Consider the following 13958-nt stretch of genomic DNA (forward strand, 5'->3'; position numbering starts at 1 on the left):
AGAGCATTTCTAATATGACGTTGAGCCAAAGTATAAACCAGTAGACATAAACCCATAATCATTCCCAAAGACTCTATTCTCTCGGGACTTTTGAGGAAAATACTGTCTGCAAAAAATAATGGGTCTTTGAGAAAACCAAACCCCCTCTCACATGACTGCTGGGCTTTATATTCACTTAGCATAGAATCATTGCTTAGTTCCTGTGAATCTAAAACATTTGTCGCAATAATAAAACGTCCCGCACTCAGCAATTCTGTATTAATTTTACTTTCATCCTGGGAGACTGTAGCTGATATTTGGTAAGATATTTCTTCTGGAGAATCTTTTGTCTTAGATTTGATTTGAGTAACAATACTTACGTTAATTTGGTGATATTTGAATTGTTTTGATAATTTTGATAATGCCTTGATAGCATCTGCTTCACAAGCAAATTCTTCTTGTGATAATTTTTTCAAATCTTGCACAGCTTTTGATTCTGCTTTGATAACTTTGTGTGTGAGTTTACGCAAGTCTGATTCTCTTCTCTCTTGACTTTGTACTACTAGCCATCTCTGTTCTATTCCGGCATAATTTTCGGTTTTTGATGCTAATTTATATCCTGGTATTGCACTATCAATCAATTCTGATTCTGGTATTGTTGATATTAATGATTTTGCTGTTTTTATGCTTAATGGTACTCGACATAACCACTGTAAATCTGACATCATTTTCAGGTTTGATTCTGTATATAAGGCGCAGTCAGCTACTATGAGACTATTAACTTCTAATTGTTTGTGATATTCTACTGCTATTTTACCAAAACATGATGAGTCAGCTTGGTTTCCCGATGCTAGTTTTAAAAATATTGGGATGTCTCCATCTCCTGAACATATCATTTCTATGATAAACTGTTTTAAGTCTGGACGATGGTCACGAGAATAACCGTAGGTGATGGTTATTTCTTTTGGTGATTTTACTGCTAATTCTTCTAATTCTTGGTTATCTCCTACTTTTTGACTCTCAAATATTACTTCTGGTAAGCTAGTGTTATACTGCCCATGCACGTGCATTGATGATGAGTCTAGATGTGATGTTGATAGTGATACTCCAAATTTTTGAGCAGCTTTTAAGGCTATGATAAAAAAGATTGTATCTAAGCCTTTTATAAACAGTTTATCCATGACTCTCCCCAATTTATCGTCGTTGAGATATTCTGGTTTTACTCCTGCTCCTATTAAATGCTCACAGGCTATTGTTTCAAAATATTTGGGAAACATATATAACGGTTTGGAGACAAATCCTAACCCGTTTATTATCATGGCTTTTACCACTTGACCTGCATTTACTTTTTCGTCTTTTTCGACTCCTATTAATTCATTTATTATTTCTACTATTCCGATTGAATCTATGATTCCTGCTACTATCCCTAGATGGTCTATGTTCTCAATTTCTATTTCTTGAGGTTTTAATTTCACAACAGTTTCCTCTAATACTTCTGTTGTCATCAATTATTTCTTATTTGGTTATCAATTCATTTTTTTCTTTTGTTACCAAGTTTCACTTTATCACACCACGTCCCTTTTAATGCTACTCATTCTCATTAAGCATCTTAATTTTTGAATTGACTTTAGTTATTATGTACTACTTTAAGGGCTTTTTTGATCTGTGACAGTTTGGGGTGCGGAATGTGGGTTCAAACAACCTCTAAAAAAATTAGGGGAAATATTCATTATTAAGAATATCTTCAAGACTAAAAAGACATTGCTTTGGAAAAATCTCACCAGGTAAACCTGTCTTTTGAATTGCTTGTCTTCTAGCTTTAGTATAAACCTGTTCTAAACAACTCAGGAAATAGTTGTAAAGTGTTTTGGAGCGAAAAGAAAATTCCAATTCGTCACGGAAGTTAGAGATTTCAATTTGCCAACCTCGTTGACAGGTTTCTTTTTCAGTTTCCCAATAACAACAAAGCAGAAGATGGATTAATAACTGCTTCAAATAACTTTCTACTTTGCGTCTTTGTTCTATTCCCAATGCTTCAATCTCTTCTGCTAAATGCTGCCAATCTAAATTATTAATATCTCTGTTTTCTAGCTGTTTGAGTGTGTTTTCTATCCACAGATAATGATCTGTTTCATATAGTGTTGATTGTAGATGTGTGGAAATTGTTGTGGTCATACTTTATCCTTTGGATAACAGACACAATTATTTTAACATAATAAGTTAAATTTAGTTCCTAACAAAGTATTATTCTCAATAATTATAACAATAGAAAGGTGATTTCTACAGAGTGCTATTTCTATTCCTTCGGTCTTATCAGGGATATGAAACCCGATGTCTGCGGCGATCGCTCCCCTCGCCATAATACTGGGAAATTTTTGCTTATACATATTAATTAAAATATATTCTAATGCAATCTAATTTAAGATTATATTTTCTTGCTTATACTAAACGGAGATGATGAAAATTTTTAAGAAGATGTATTGGAAAATTTTTTTATACTTTACAAGGTCACAATTTGAGCTTTTGCCTAAAGGGGATATATGGACGTAAAAACGCAAGTTATGACCTTCTCAAGTATAGTAGGGGCAATTCATGAATTGTCCCTATTTTTTTGATTTAGTTCCAAGTTTAATCTTCTTATAATCTTATCTAAACCATTCCTAAACCAAAACGATTCATTGTATCTAATACATCATATAGATTTTTATCTATACTTTGAGATTGTTTGTAAAAAAACACTTCTGGAGATGTCTAATACTTAGGCAAAGGAAAATTTTATGGCTTTCAATAATGTTGATTGATCTATCTAACGCTTACTAAAGGCAACGCCCAAACTGTAAAACTAGGTACGACCATTGGTAATATTGGGATTGAAGGTATTTCCTACGATCCTAAACAGTTTGTTCTTGCTTAGAATTTAATTAGCTCATCTGGGTTTAGCGCAATGCGTTAAGCCCATGATGGTTATTAATTAACAGATTTCCAACCTCTGACTATATTTTCTGTAATTAGCTGCTCGGCTAGTTCTTGGGCGCGGGTGGAGGATAAAGCATAGGAAACAGATACTTTTAACGGTTCTTTGCGCTTAGAAGAAAAATCTGTCCAGTAGACTAGATAGGGTATGGTTTGCTCACCACTGTTTTCTACTACCACTAATTTACGAACCATGTCTGTACCTTTGGTGTAAACTTCCCGCCGCAGAATTTTGGTTTCGGTTGGCGCGATAGCTTGTAATTGGGGTAACTGGGGACTGTTGATAATCTGCTCTAATCTAGCACCACCATTTTGTACTTGTTTATCAAGGCGCAGTTGGGTGAAGGTAGCAAAGGTAGGACGGGGACAGGGGTATAATCCTAAAAATTGATAATCACTGCCATCCCATGCCATTAGTTGAGTGAGATTGGGGCGATTGCTTCCAGGTACAATGGTTAGCAAATCTTCACCACTCAGTTCGACAACATATTCAGGTTTGACAAATTGGATTGTTCTGCCATCACTGTCGGTCATGGTCAGGGGATTTTCCACATGGATGGCACTAAACAGATTCAGAAATTGTAACCTCTGCTCATCGCTGAGGCCAGAACCAATGCGAACTAGGGTTTGCCAGTAGGTTTTGCTGTCGTCGGTTTTGGGATAGTTCATTGCCACCAGCAAGGAAGTCACACCATACATTCCTTCAAATTCTCCGGCTACATAGCCAATTACCACCGCATCTAAGGACAGACGGGGCTTAATTTTATAGGTTTCTGCCCGTTGCAATCGCCGTATCACCATGCCCTCTTCCCCAGCAGCGATCTTTTCGGCAAATAGGCGCAAAAGTTGATCTTCCGGCACAATTGCCCCTGATGGGCGATGATATGGGGCTGTGGGGTCACTACCAAATAGTTCTCCCAATAAATTCCAAGTCTGCTCAAATTGTGATTGATTGGCGCGTAGGTCTTTGCCATCGAGCATGATCACATCTAACATAGCTAGTTTGAGTTTATCTATCGCCCCAGCATCTTCACTAAAGGAAATCCTTAACACATCCCCAATGGTGGCACGGCGGTCATGGATTTGTTCCTGTAAATACAGTTCGGCTCTAAACAATCCTTTTTGGACAGTGGATTGGCGTAAAACTCCTTCTAAGGCATCAAGGGCAGGGAAATTAATCCGCACCCGTCCAGAGGGAGCATTAAAGCAAAAGCAGACATTTTTAGAGCGTTCAAAATAAATAAAAACCCCTTCACCATCAAATTTGGTAGTTTGCAATACTAGTTCGGTGGTGCCAAATCGTTTACCCAGTTTGTTTTGAGTCAATGCGATCATTTTGCGACTAACTTGGGTTTCGTATTGACTAGCGATTTCCAGCAGAGTTAAGTCCCTAACTGCACTACCAGTAGCAATCTGATAATTACCAGTTTTGGGAACTAATTTAGAAATATCAATATAGGTGTCGAGCATAGATGCCTCCCTAGTTTATTCGTCCACGATTTTTAGTTCACGATCGCTCAACAGTAGCAATAATTTATACTTACCTTCGTTTTCACCCTGACCAATTTCACCATACAAAAATCCGCGATAGGGACTACCCTTTTCCCGAATCACCAGTGGTTGATTACCTTTAGTACCAGCCCCCACCACAGCTACTTCCTGGTTTTGATGAAGTTCTTGGGCGATATTAAATAAAAATTCCATTGTCACGCCGTCTTCATGGACGATTTGATAGGTATACCGGAACACAAAGTCCGTAAATGCTTGGGTAATAGGGAGACGTTTACCTGTTTTAATAGGAAGGTGATCGTTGAGATTGGATTTACGAATCAGATGGGGGCGGCGTTCTTTTTCTTGTCCTTGCTGATCGTAAATAATATCAACAAATTTAAAGTCAGTGACGGGTTTGAGTCCATCCAGGCGATTACTAGAATTGTAATAAGCGGTGGAAATCATCTCTGTTTCCAATATTTGTCCTGCTCCCTCCAATTTTAATTCTGGGTCAAGAGTGATAAAATCTGACGGTTGAGCCTGAAACGGATCGATCATCGCATTAATGCCATTGATCAGTTTATAAGGCGTAATTGCCCCTACCTGAGTTTTTTGCTGAATTACTGGTTTGGGACGGCGGCGTGGCAACGATTGCAAGGATAGGCGGGCGGTTTTACCTTGATGTTCTAAGTGTAGAATAGTATCCATAATTTATACTCCTGATCATTAAAACATAGAAAAATTTAGTTCATCGTCTTCTTCTTCCTCAACTTCAGCATCAAAAAAATCATAGGCGATCGTCAACCCCACAAATGCCGTCTTTTTCATTTCCCCAATTAATAAAAACGCCTGTTCAGCTTTAACTAACAGATAAGCCTCTTTGGGAATATAGGTTTTGCGGTAATTAAATTGGGTAGAATATAGTCCCGCAGGTATATTTATTTCTGCTACCGGATAGACGTCAACCACATTAAACTCTGCCAGGGTAGATAAGGGTACTGGTTCTAAGGGATTTTCAATCTCAAAAGAACTGGGTTGTAGGATGGCCATTTCCCCTTCTATTAAAGCGATCTCCTCTGTGGCTGGTGTACCTTCAGGATCAAGGCGGGCATAGGATATTTGTTGGCGTGTTAGTAATCTTCCATCCGCTAGGAGATAACCACGAGTGAGGGGTTGATGATCACATTCAGCCACAGTTTTAGAAAAACCATATAAATCTTTTTTCTCCACCCGCGAGCCAAGTTTAGCGCTGACAACTTCTCCATTTAATGCAAAAGATATATCTTTCATTGGTAAGCTGAACTTATATCAACTTTACTATTTTACAGCAATTCCCAATTATTACATAAGATTAGCTTAGGCATTACCGGCATTACCTCATCTACACTCAAGTTAAATCAAGTTGGTGGAGATACTGCGATTGTCTTCAATAATCAAACTTTAGCGACTCTCACTGGGATTCAAGCTAGTAGTTTGAATTTGACAGATCCTAAACAGTTTGTCTTTGCTTAGAATATAATTCACTCCTAGTATACACTGGGGCGTAAGTTAATGATCATCATCTTTTTAGTGATTGAAAATGATTGGTTTATTTACGCCCTGTGGTACTTGTCTATAATCTTACTTGGTTACTTACTTTTGCTTGGTCAAAATAACCATATACTACCTGAGAAACTTGACGAATAAAATCTGTTCCTCTAGGATCATTATTTGGTCTTTGCACAAAAACTCCTGCTAAATAACGCTTACCTGATGGCGTTTCAATAATACCCGCATCCCCTAATATAAACCTGAGTGTCCCTGTTTTGTGCGCTATCTTAGCACCAGAACCTAAACCAGAAGGTAATAAACTTCTATTATGACAACCATTCATAATACCTATTACTTGTAATTGACTTGTATTGGAAAGTAACTGATTATTTTCCATTAAAGCTGATAGTTTGACCAAATCTTTAGCACTGGTTTTATTAGTTCCTTTAAAATCTCCCAGGCGATTTCGCATCACAGTATTTTGCAATCCCCAACTGCGAAATTTCTGATTTAATTGAGTAATTCCACCCAAACGATCTATGATCATATTTGTGGCGGTGTTATCGCTAATAGTCATCATCCTAGTTGCAGTTTCTAAGAGACTAAACTTACTTCCTAACCGCCCATACTGCATATTTCCCGAACCACCAACAATATGTTTTTTCCCCATAACCAATGTTTCATCTAATTGAATTTTTCCAGCATCTACTTGCTGAAATAAAGCAACCAAAATTGGATATTTAATTGTACTAGCAGCCGCAAAAGATTTATCGCCATTAATGCTTAAATAATCTCCTGTGTTCAAGTCCATAAAAAAGATACCAGGAGAAAGAAACTTGTAGCGAGCCATTAATGTTTTAATAGGAGTTTGTAGTTCCGAGATTTCTCTTCCCAAAGGAAATATACCAGTGAAGTTATGAGTCTCTGTTGGACTGGTATTGCTGACAGAATCTGGAGGAATAAATTTAATTTCCGGCAATTGTACACTTGATTTATTTTGACTCCAGCTATTTGGGTTCTCAAGCTGGTTGTTATCAGGATTTGCTTTAACTGGTAGAGATAATAAAAGAGTAGCCGTGATACTAAATAAGATCAATGAATGTAGTTTCATGCAGTTGTATGAGGAGAGGATTGAATTGACTTACAAAAAAAGGGAACAGGGAACAGGGAACAGGGAACAGATAAGAAACACTCATTTGCACCAGTTTAGAGCTTCAGTCAAGAAAAAGATGTTTTTAAAAGATGCGTAGCACGAAAAAAAACAGTGTCATTATTTCAATCTCATGTTTAAAAACATGAGTTTTTTCTGTTCCCTGTTGCTTCTTCCTCTAAAAGATATTTTCTAGATAAGTAAATGAAATCAGGATTGATTGATTTAGGTGTTGTTTTTAGAGGTCATTTTGGGTTATTTTTTTTGATAAGTAATCGGATGGAATTAATGACTCAACTGATTCTTCTGTTTCCCATTCCCTATCAACTATTGTTGTTTAATTTTGCCCACTTATCTAGTGCGGGAATCTTTGCTAAAATTCCTTTTTTTAAAGGTTCTGGACGTTCTGACCAAGGCAATACACCATCATATTTTGTATAATACTGACTTGCACATTCTAGTACCGCAGATGGACTACTATCTACTGGTAAATCACCAAAGAGATAGGTTGATTTTCCTTCTGCTACAAAAGCAATCACGCAGGAATGACTGCAAGCGCTCATACATTCAACCCCCTGAATGCAGAATTGATTGTGCAATTCACTATCTTGAGCAAGTTCTTGAAGTTGTTTTAGTAGTTGTTCACCTTGACTTTCACCAACCCGCTTACCATCTTGCCACTTACTACCACAAGTAGTACAGACAAATAGATTATGTTTTTGATTGAGCATTGATTTAGAAATGTTGAGGAATAATTCGGAAACGCAGACATAAGAGTCTTTACAATATGGCTACGTAAAATGTGTAAAGAAGCATGATTAACCCCAGCCAAAGATGGACAAGATTCACTTGCTGTCATCTTTTCTATTCTTGTCAAAATATATCTAACGAAGATAGCAATAAGTCTCACCTATAAAAGCTTCCCACTTTCTTGAGTGCAGGATTGCAAATAATTAAATTGACGGTTAATAATCTCAGAACAGTACACAATTTGTAGGGTTTCTCTGGGGGTCTAAACTGATTAATTCCTATGGAAACATTCATGGTCTGAATCATTTGTACCACGCAGATGGATGTGAGTTTTTTGCTTTCGGCGGGCATTCTGACTTAGAGAATAAATCTGATACTTTTAACCGAGACATTCGCCGACATCTGAGATATCGTGAATATCCAGTATAACATCACCAACTGAGTTAGTGAAGGTGGTATCCCACATTGCCTTAGAACATAATTCTAAGGCTCTTGATTGTCTATCAACGAGTTCAGAACTACCAAGTTTTCTAAGGAAAGGTTTATTTTCTTTGTAGCCATTCAAGTCTATTCGGAACCATTACAGTTACTCAAAATATTTATTGACTTTAAATTAACTACAAAACTCTCGTATACATATATAATGTTATGAACCTATTGTCGGGAAATGTCAATAGATGCCTGAAGATTTGATGTCCTATTCTTTGCTCCTTACAGATGCGGGACAGTGCCGGATTTACACCAGAGTTTCTCCCTTGCGTTTAATGACTGTTTTCCATTAAAACCGATTCAGTTGCGAGAATACTATATTTTTTATGTCTTGTCAATAGACAAGGGAGGATAATTCTGTTTATTGTTTTGCCCAGAGGCTGAATGAAGTATCATTTTTTTATGCTGTTGAGAAGATAAAAAAGGGATTATTTACAGTAAATTGTTAATTAAACTCTTTGTGGAAATTAGATATGCAGCTTCAAGAAGCCTCTAACGTTGCCGTCATTGTTGGTGAAAATGCGGTTACTGTTGCTCAATTACCTTGTGTGTGGCAGGATATTGCTAAGGGCAGGGCAAATGTCAGATTTAGTAATCCACAAGTCTATGTAGAAATGGCGCAGTTGTTTCAATATAAACTGCAATATGGTGATGTTGATTTGTTTAATGACCGCCCCCAGTTATTTCGGCTAATACCTTCATTCTCTGAGTTATTTGGGCAACTGGCATGGGAAACTCTGGAATTCTACGGTCACGACTTTATGATTCACAACTATCCAAACTTTAAGGCAGTTTTGCATAATTGTGAGTCAAAAGGTTCTGAGGACAATAATGAGGTCAAGGTAGCTCGCATTGGTTTGGAACTTTTTGATGAGTTTGGATATGATTTACCAGCTAGTTTCTATCATGTGCATTTAGCCCCAATTTATCGAGATCATGTGTTTGAAGAACGGGCTTTAAGATTTGATCAAAGAGATATAGAACATAAGCGTTCGTGGGATGCTATTCTACACGCAGGTAAGGTATTTGCAATGCAAATGAAGGTGCAAAGTATAGCATCTAAATACGGTTTTACTTATCAACATGGCTGTGGTTGTAACTCCCATTTATCTTCTATTGATAAATCTTCTGGTGCATTTGAGTATGAATTAAGTTTGGAGAAACGTCAACGCTGGATTCGGAGTTTTATCTGGACAGCTTGGTATGAATATGCAATGTTTCCCATTGTCCCGAATACTAGTTATCTTGTCTAAGTAGGGTTTGCTGAAACAGTTATCTGTGAAGGCAGGTATACTGAAAACGGTTCATAATTTAACCAAATATGAAATCCCTCTCTCCTTTTGACCTCTCCCTAACCCTCTCCTAAGAGGAGAGGGAAAAGGAATAATATTTAATACTGGAGAGGCTTTGAACTTGTTCTTTAGACTTCTCCGGTAAAGATTGTAGAGACGTTCCATGGAACGTCTCTACAAGGGTTTCAAACGACGCACATTTAATTCTCGGAGATGTGTTTTGTATGATAAAAAAGTCCAGCTTCTAGCCGTTTTAAATATAAGTAGGTGAACACAATAAGTAATTGGACAAAAATATTTACAGTCATTACGAGCGAAGGGAAGCAATCACAACCCTTGGAATTGCTTCATTTCAATTCGTTCCATATGGCTAACGCCACGCTGCGCTAACGCAATGACATTGTGTAATTAATTCTGTCTCACTACTTAAAACCAAACTGTGTAAAGAAACGTAAAATGGCTGAAAACTTCTTTACTCTTGCGTCTTGCCTTGCTATAACGACAATTTTCAACGCTAACCTACTGATTAGAGGCAGAGCCTCATCAACTGCATTCCTAGTCAGAGACTAGGAACGAGATGTGGTAGGAATTTGAGCGTGATGTTTAATCAAGGAACAATCAAGACGGGACAGGGAGAAAGGTTAATTACCCGTGCGGTAACGCTATCAGTTGCGCCTTCATCCGTTAAGCCTATTCCTCGACAGCCCATGATAATTAAACTGGCTTCAACTTCATCAGCAACATCACAAATAGTAAAAGCTGGTTTACCTTGTCTTTCTAGTAATTCAGCTATGATTCCTTGTCCAGAAAATAAAGCCTGGGCATTTTCTAGGAGTTTGGCAACTGCTTCTGGAGATACCATAGGACTGGTAGCTGGTGCTTCTGAGTCTGGCTCTTCAACGACCGAAAGCAGAATTAAGCGACTGCCATATGTTTGCACAATATTGGCAACTATATCAGCGGCTTCTCTGGCTTCTCGACTTTGATCAATGGGAAATAGAACTGTTTTAAACATATCTCACCTCTGCGCCCCTCACTCCGGTAAAATCTTGATGGTCATATTTTGAAGACAATAACAAAAAAGTAATCAGGAGAGTTGTACTGTGTCTAAAAAAAGTTTAGCAAGTTTATCTGCGGCTGATATATCTGGAAAACGCGCTTTAGTACGAGTTGATTTTAATGTGCCTGTGGATGATCAAGGCAACATTACTGATGATACTCGGATTCGGGCGGCGCTACCAACTATCCAAGATTTGACCCAAAAGGGTGCTAAGGTCATTTTAACAAGCCATTTCGGTCGTCCCAAGGGTGTAGATGAAAAATTGCGTTTAACTCCCGTCGCTAAACGTCTTTCTGAGTTGTTAGGACAAGAAGTTATCAAAACTGATGACTGTATTGGTGATGATGTTGCTGCTAAAGTTGCAGCTTTGGACAATGGTCAAGTGCTGTTGTTGGAAAATGTCCGCTTCTACAAGGAAGAAGAAAAGAACGACCCCGAATTTGCTCAAAAATTGGCAGCAAACGCTGATTTTTATGTAAATGATGCGTTCGGTACTGCACACCGCGCCCACGCTTCCACTGAGGGTGTAACTAAGTTTTTAAGCCCTTCTGTAGCTGGTTACTTGGTTGAGAAGGAATTGCAATATTTACAAAGTGCGATTGAAGTACCTCAGCGTCCTTTGGCGGCTATTATTGGCGGTTCTAAGGTTTCTAGCAAAATCGGTGTGATTGAAACTTTGTTGGAAAAGTGCGATAAGTTGATCATCGGCGGTGGGATGATTTTCACCTTCTACAAAGCCCGTGGGTTGAGTGTTGGTAAGTCTTTGGTGGAAGAAGATAAGCTTGAATTAGCGAAGTCTTTGGAAGCTAAGGCTAAAGAACGTGGTGTGGCTTTGTTGCTACCTACAGATATTGTCTCCGCTGATAAGTTTGCTCCTGATGCTAATGCTACTACTGTCAGTATTGAAAATATCCCTGCCGATGGTATGGGTTTAGATATTGGTCCTGATTCTATCAAGGTTTTCCAAGCGGCTTTGGCTGATTGCAAGACTGTGATTTGGAATGGGCCTATGGGTGTGTTTGAGTTTGATAAATTTGCTGCGGGTACAGAAGCGATCGCTCATACTTTAGCAGAAATTGGCAAAACCGGCGCAACTACCATTATCGGTGGTGGTGACTCTGTAGCGGCTGTGGAAAAGGTCGGTTTAGCTGATAAAATGAGCCACATTTCTACCGGTGGTGGTGCGAGTTTGGAGTTGTTGGAAGGTAAGATCCTACCTGGTATTGCAGCTTTGGATGAAGCATAATTAAAAGTATGAAGGATGAAGTTTTTGGCTTTGTCCTTCATTCTCTGCAATTAACCAAATTAAGGAAAACAATATGCAAGTACAAACTCGCAAACATATTTACACCCCTGAAGAATATTTAGAATTAGAAGAAAAAGCACCTTATAAAAGTGAATATCGCAATGGAGAAATTATACCTATGACTGGTGGCACGACAAATCATAATCAAATCGCGCTTAATTTTGCATCATCTTTATTATATGTTGTTAGAGGAAAAAAATATCGTGTTTTTATTGGAGATGTGCGTTTATGGATTCCTGAATATAGAGAATATACTTATCCTGATGTGATTGTAACTGATGGGAAACCTATTTATGCAGGTAAAAATAATACTACTGTGACTAATCCTTTGTTAATTGTTGAGGTTTTATCTAAATCTACAAAAAATTATGACCAAGGTGATAAATTTACTTTTTATCGTTCTATTCCACAATTTAAAGAATATGTTTTAGTAGAACAAAATCAATATCAAGTAATGCACTATAGCAAAACTAATGAAGGAGAATGGATTTTTCGAGAATATAAATCTGAAAATGATATTGTTAAGTTGCAACATCTTGATTTTGAAATTAGTTTAATTGACATTTATCAAGATGTGAATTTTGAGGATAAAGAATAATGGCTCTTGCGTCTCTTTTATGGTGATTGAGGATTGATGATAACAAAACCCTTACGGGACAAGGGTTATAAACAATTATTTCCATATTTTCAATGAAATACCTACACAATAAGGCTTTCAATGATTTTGAACCAGGTTTTCCATAAAAATAACCGAAGAGCCGAAAATTTTTGATTTCTTCTACTAAATATTTTCCAAGAGATATATCTGTAGGATTGCTATAATGCTTATATATTTCGTTGATTCTACTGCTTAAATTATTAAGATCATACCTAAATAATGTAACTTCTTTTTCTATATATTGTGCTAATTTTCCATCTAAAGTATCAATATGAGGAAAACAAATTGCAAATCCACAAATTAACCACTTATTTTTTAAGCTAGGTATTTCATCTTTAAGGCATAAGGGTAACTGTTTTGAGTTAGCTAATTGTTTTTTATATGGGTCTTTATAGTAAATTTCATCACCAGATTTCCATTGCTGATTTGTTCCATCATAAGAAAATTCAGTTCCTCCTTTAACTTCAATAATTAAAAGACCTTTTTGAGGATGAATTAATAAAAAATCCGTTTCTCTTTCTGTTCTGCATCTATATTTATTTTTGAAAGTCCAATGTCTATCTTGAAAAATATAAAAATCATCAAATCATCATCAAGTTTAGAAAGTAGATCATATACTTTCGATTCACCATGTAAACCAGCATTACATGGACCATCTGGGGGAAACATTTTAGCCATTGTTAATATTATTCTTATCGCTAGTTTATTCAGAGTTAAATCTATTACACAACGAACCTAAATCATTAGTAAAGGAGGAAAATGGATGAAAGGCTTATAAATAGCTAAGTTGAATCTCAGTATTTCCTCTGCTTTTGATTTGGATTGCTATATTTTACCATACAGTGAGGAATTAATACTAGCTCTGGATAAATTTGTTGCGCGTACAGAAGCGATCGCTCATACTTTAGTAGAAATTCCGGGAGGTTTTTGAGAGCGATAGCCAGACCAACCACCAAGTCGGGCAATAATCCAAGTTGCCCAAGCTAAGGAATAAGGTGGATCAGGATTTTTCTGTAAGGATGTGCGCCCAGAAAGACTGGGGGCGATCGCTGACAAACATTGCTGTTCCTGACAAGAGAAAGCATATGTTGCAGATAATTCAGGTTGATCTCTTCGGGTAAGCATTTGCAAAATACGTACAGCCACGGACAAAGCCAAAATAGTTAATCGTTGAATAGCCTGAATTGATTCTAATTGAGTTGATTCAACTCCTCGCTTTCATTCTATTCCTAGTTTACATCGACTTGTGTGTACACCGTAGCCCACAGTGGTGGAATAGC

Annotated in this window: 15 protein-coding genes and 1 pseudogene; 3 read left to right on the top strand and 13 right to left on the bottom strand. The window is 37.4% G+C overall.

Going from position 1 to position 13958, the window contains the following annotated elements; all coding sequences use genetic code 11:
- From FJR37_RS00580 to FJR37_RS00620, 9 genes are all read right to left on the bottom strand, one after another.
- Positions 1-1484, bottom strand: a 1484-nt coding sequence (locus tag FJR37_RS00580; protein ID WP_254434476.1) for an IS1634 family transposase, incomplete at its 3' end; no start/stop codon positions are given.
- A gap of 208 nt (positions 1485-1692) precedes the next feature.
- A complete protein-coding gene (locus tag FJR37_RS00585) occupies positions 1693-2154 on the bottom strand; it encodes a DUF29 domain-containing protein (RefSeq protein WP_168465008.1) in 462 nt (153 codons plus the stop codon).
- Between the two features lie 32 nt (positions 2155-2186).
- Positions 2187-2366: a hypothetical protein gene (locus FJR37_RS00590; protein WP_039205262.1), complete on the bottom strand. Its 180-nt coding sequence runs from the start codon at positions 2364-2366 to the stop codon at positions 2187-2189.
- A 580-nt stretch (positions 2367-2946) separates the two neighbouring features.
- Positions 2947-4422 carry a hypothetical protein gene (locus tag FJR37_RS00595; RefSeq protein WP_039205259.1) on the bottom strand — a complete coding sequence of 492 codons (1476 nt, stop codon included), beginning with the start codon at positions 4420-4422 and terminating at the stop codon, positions 2947-2949.
- A gap of 15 nt (positions 4423-4437) precedes the next feature.
- A complete protein-coding gene (locus FJR37_RS00600) occupies positions 4438-5151 on the bottom strand; it encodes a hypothetical protein (RefSeq protein WP_052150111.1) in 714 nt (237 codons plus the stop codon).
- Between the two features lie 18 nt (positions 5152-5169).
- On the bottom strand, positions 5170-5733 hold the full coding sequence (locus FJR37_RS00605; RefSeq protein ID WP_039205256.1) for a hypothetical protein: 564 nt from the start codon (positions 5731-5733) through the stop codon (positions 5170-5172).
- A 322-nt stretch (positions 5734-6055) separates the two neighbouring features.
- A complete protein-coding gene (locus FJR37_RS00610) occupies positions 6056-7084 on the bottom strand; it encodes a serine hydrolase (RefSeq protein ID WP_168465009.1) in 1029 nt (342 codons plus the stop codon).
- 362 nt (positions 7085-7446) lie between these two features.
- Positions 7447-7854 (bottom strand): DUF1636 family protein, encoded by a 408-nt coding sequence (locus FJR37_RS00615; protein ID WP_168465010.1) that lies wholly within the window; start codon positions 7852-7854, stop codon positions 7447-7449.
- 398 nt (positions 7855-8252) lie between these two features.
- A complete protein-coding gene (locus tag FJR37_RS00620; RefSeq protein ID WP_152608994.1) occupies positions 8253-8438 on the bottom strand; it encodes a hypothetical protein in 186 nt (61 codons plus the stop codon).
- Positions 8439-8835: 397 nt separating this feature from the next.
- On the opposite strand from FJR37_RS00620, the gene FJR37_RS00625 reads away from it, so the two are divergent.
- On the top strand, positions 8836-9615 hold the full coding sequence (locus FJR37_RS00625) for a hypothetical protein (protein WP_039205252.1): 780 nt from the start codon (positions 8836-8838) through the stop codon (positions 9613-9615).
- A gap of 646 nt (positions 9616-10261) precedes the next feature.
- On the opposite strand, the gene FJR37_RS00630 is transcribed toward FJR37_RS00625, so the two are convergent.
- The gene (locus FJR37_RS00630; protein ID WP_027404639.1) at positions 10262-10669 is read right to left on the bottom strand and encodes a universal stress protein; all 408 of its coding nucleotides are present in this window, start codon (positions 10667-10669) and stop codon (positions 10262-10264) included.
- A gap of 88 nt (positions 10670-10757) precedes the next feature.
- Between FJR37_RS00630 and pgk the strand changes: the two genes are divergently transcribed.
- Positions 10758-11960 carry a phosphoglycerate kinase gene (gene pgk / locus FJR37_RS00635; RefSeq protein WP_168465011.1) on the top strand — a complete coding sequence of 401 codons (1203 nt, stop codon included), beginning with the start codon at positions 10758-10760 and terminating at the stop codon, positions 11958-11960.
- 73 nt (positions 11961-12033) lie between these two features.
- Positions 12034-12618 carry a Uma2 family endonuclease gene (locus FJR37_RS00640; RefSeq protein ID WP_039205248.1) on the top strand — a complete coding sequence of 195 codons (585 nt, stop codon included), beginning with the start codon at positions 12034-12036 and terminating at the stop codon, positions 12616-12618.
- Here FJR37_RS00640 and FJR37_RS27580 read toward each other — a convergent pair.
- The 3 genes and pseudogenes from FJR37_RS27580 to FJR37_RS00650 form a co-directional block, all read right to left on the bottom strand.
- On the bottom strand, positions 12569-13249 hold the full coding sequence (locus FJR37_RS27580; RefSeq protein WP_200889032.1) for a nuclease-related domain-containing protein: 681 nt from the start codon (positions 13247-13249) through the stop codon (positions 12569-12571). The genes FJR37_RS00640 and FJR37_RS27580 overlap by 50 nt on opposite strands.
- Positions 13174-13356 (bottom strand): hypothetical protein, encoded by a 183-nt coding sequence (locus tag FJR37_RS26290; protein ID WP_039205246.1) that lies wholly within the window; start codon positions 13354-13356, stop codon positions 13174-13176. Before FJR37_RS26290 ends, FJR37_RS27580 begins: the two co-directional genes overlap by 76 nt.
- Before the next feature lie 228 nt (positions 13357-13584).
- Positions 13585-13887 (bottom strand): annotated as a pseudogene (locus FJR37_RS00650) (IS4 family transposase); the annotation flags it as partial.
- Positions 13888-13958: the final 71 nt, after the last annotated feature.

Source organism: Aphanizomenon sp. UHCC 0183, from assembly GCF_009712065.1.
GTDB lineage: Bacteria > Cyanobacteriota > Cyanobacteriia > Cyanobacteriales > Nostocaceae > Dolichospermum > Dolichospermum heterosporum.